Genomic DNA, 2,377 nt, shown 5'->3' with positions numbered 1-2,377 from the left:
CGGAGCCGGAGGCGTTCGTGGCGGCGTTGGCGGAGGCGTGGACGCGGGGCCTGCCCGTCGAATGGGACCGCCTGTTCGGGACCAGCGGCACTCGGCATGTCGAGCTGCCCACCTACCCCTTCCAGCACCAGCGCTACTGGCTCACCCCAGAACTGACCGCGCCCCGCGACGAGATCGAGGAGCAGTTCTGGCAGGCCGTCGACCACGACGACGTGGACGCCCTGCTCGGCACCCTGGAGATCGACCCGCAGACATCCCTGCGTGACGCACTGCCGCAGATGGCGTCCTGGCTGCGCAGGCGCCGCGCTCCCGAGACCCGGCGGGCTCTCGCCACCCTGCAGTCCACGGCCGACCCGGCCGAACTCGAGGCCGCGGTGGCGGCGCTGCGTGAAAAGCTCGGCGCACAGCCCGAGGCCGAGCAGCACCGCACCGTGCTCGAACTGGTGCGGGCCCACGCCGCCGCGGTCCTCGGTCATGACGGGCCCGGTGCCATCGACCCCGACCGGGCCTTCAGAGAGCTGGGGTTCGACTCCCTGGCCGCCGTCAACCTGCGCAACTGTCTCAACACCGCGACCGGACTGCGGTTGCCCGCCGCGTTCGCCTTCGACTACCCGACCCCGACCGCCGTCGCGGACTTCATACGCACCGAGGTAATCGGCGAGAACACCGCCGCGCGCACCGTCACGGCAGCCGGCGCGGCGTCTGACGAGCCGATCGCCATCGTCGGCATGGCGTGCCGCTACCCCGGCGGAGTCACCTCGCCCGAAGACCTGTGGCGGCTCGTCGACAGCGGTGCCGACGTCATCTCCGGCTTCCCCACCGACCGCGGCTGGGACCTGGATGCGCTCTACCACCCGGACCCGGACCACCCGGGGACCACGTACGTCCGCGAAGGCGGATTCCTCCACGACGCGGCCGAGTTCGACCCGGCGTTCTTCGGCATCTCGCCCCGTGAGGCGCTTGCCATGGACCCGCAGCAGCGCCTCGTCCTGGAGACCTCCTGGGAGGTCTTCGAACGCGCCGGCATCGACCCGACCGGAATCCGCAAGGCTCCCATCGGGGTCTTCGCGGGCGCCACCCAGCCCGGCTACTTCGGCGGCCTGCAGCAGATGGGCGGCGAAGGTGTCGAGGGCTACTCCCTGACCGGCAACCTCACCAGCGTCATCTCCGGCCGCATCGCCTACACCCTGGGTCTGGAGGGCCCGGCCCTCACCGTCGACACCGCCTGCTCCTCCTCGCTGGTCGCCCTGCACCTCGCCGCCCAGGCCCTGCGCCAGGGCGAGTGCACGCTCGCCCTGGCCGCCGGCGTCACGGTGATGCCGACGCCCGACCTGTTCGTCGAGTTCAGCCGTCAGCGCGGCCTCGCCAAGGACGGCCGCTGCAAGGCGTTCTCGGCCGCAGCGGACGGCACCGCCTGGTCGGAAGGGGTGGGCGTGCTGCTCCTGGAGCGCCTGTCGGACGCCCGCCGCAACGGCCATCAGGTGCTCGCGGTCGTACGGGGTTCCGCCGTCAACCAGGACGGTGCCTCGAACGGCCTCATGGCACCCAACGGGCCCTCCCAGCAGAGGGTGATCCGGCAGGCCCTGGCCAACGCCCGGCTCGGTCCCGCCGACGTGGACGCGGTCGAGGCGCACGGCACCGGCACGGCGCTGGGCGATCCGATAGAGGCGCAGGCCCTGCTCGCCACCTACGGGCGGGAGCGGGCCGAGGACCGGCCGCTGTGGCTCGGGTCGGTCAAGTCGAACATCGGCCACACCTCCGCAGCGGCGGGTGTGGCGGGTGTGATCAAGATGGTGATGGCGATGCGGCAGGGTGTGTTGCCGCGGACGTTGCATGTGGGGGAGCCGTCGCCGCATGTGGACTGGTCGGCGGGTGGGGTGGAGCTGCTGAGGGAGGCGGTGCCGTGGCCGGGGGCGGGGCGTCCGCGGCGGGCGGGTGTGTCGTCGTTCGGAGTCAGCGGGACGAACGCCCACGTCATCGTGGAGCAGGCCCCGGAGGAGTCGTCGGCAGGACGAGACGACGACTCTCCGGGTGAGGTCTCCGGTCTGGTGCCGTGGGTGCTGTCGGGGCATTCGGAGGCGGCGTTGCGTGCGCAGGCGGGCAGGTTGCGTCCGCTTGTGGGGGCATCGCCGGTGGATGTGGCGGCTGCTCTGGTGCGGACGCGGGCTGCGCTGGGGCAGCGGGCAGTGGTGCTGGCCTCGGACATCGAGGGGTACGAGGCTGGCTTGGACGCGCTGACCACAGGCGTGCCGGGGGCCGGCGTGGTGTGCGGTTCAGCTGTGCCCGGTGCTCGGGTGGCGTTGTTGTTCTCGGGGCAGGGGGCGCAGCGGGTTGGGATGGGGCGGGAGTTGTATGGGGCGTTTCCGGTGTTCGCGGC

1 protein-coding gene is annotated in these 2,377 nt (G+C 72.2%); it reads left to right on the top strand.

The features are described from left to right. Positions 1-2,377, top strand: a 2,377-nt coding sequence (locus tag VKA29_RS04680) for a beta-ketoacyl synthase N-terminal-like domain-containing protein (protein ID WP_324783890.1), incomplete at both ends; no start/stop codon positions are given.

Origin of the sequence: Streptomyces sp. H51, from assembly GCF_035656535.1 — a bacterium.
In the GTDB taxonomy this organism is placed as follows: domain Bacteria; phylum Actinomycetota; class Actinomycetes; order Streptomycetales; family Streptomycetaceae; genus Streptomyces.
Note: the sequence above shows the minus strand (reverse complement) of the source record. Positions and strands in the feature narration are given on the sequence as shown.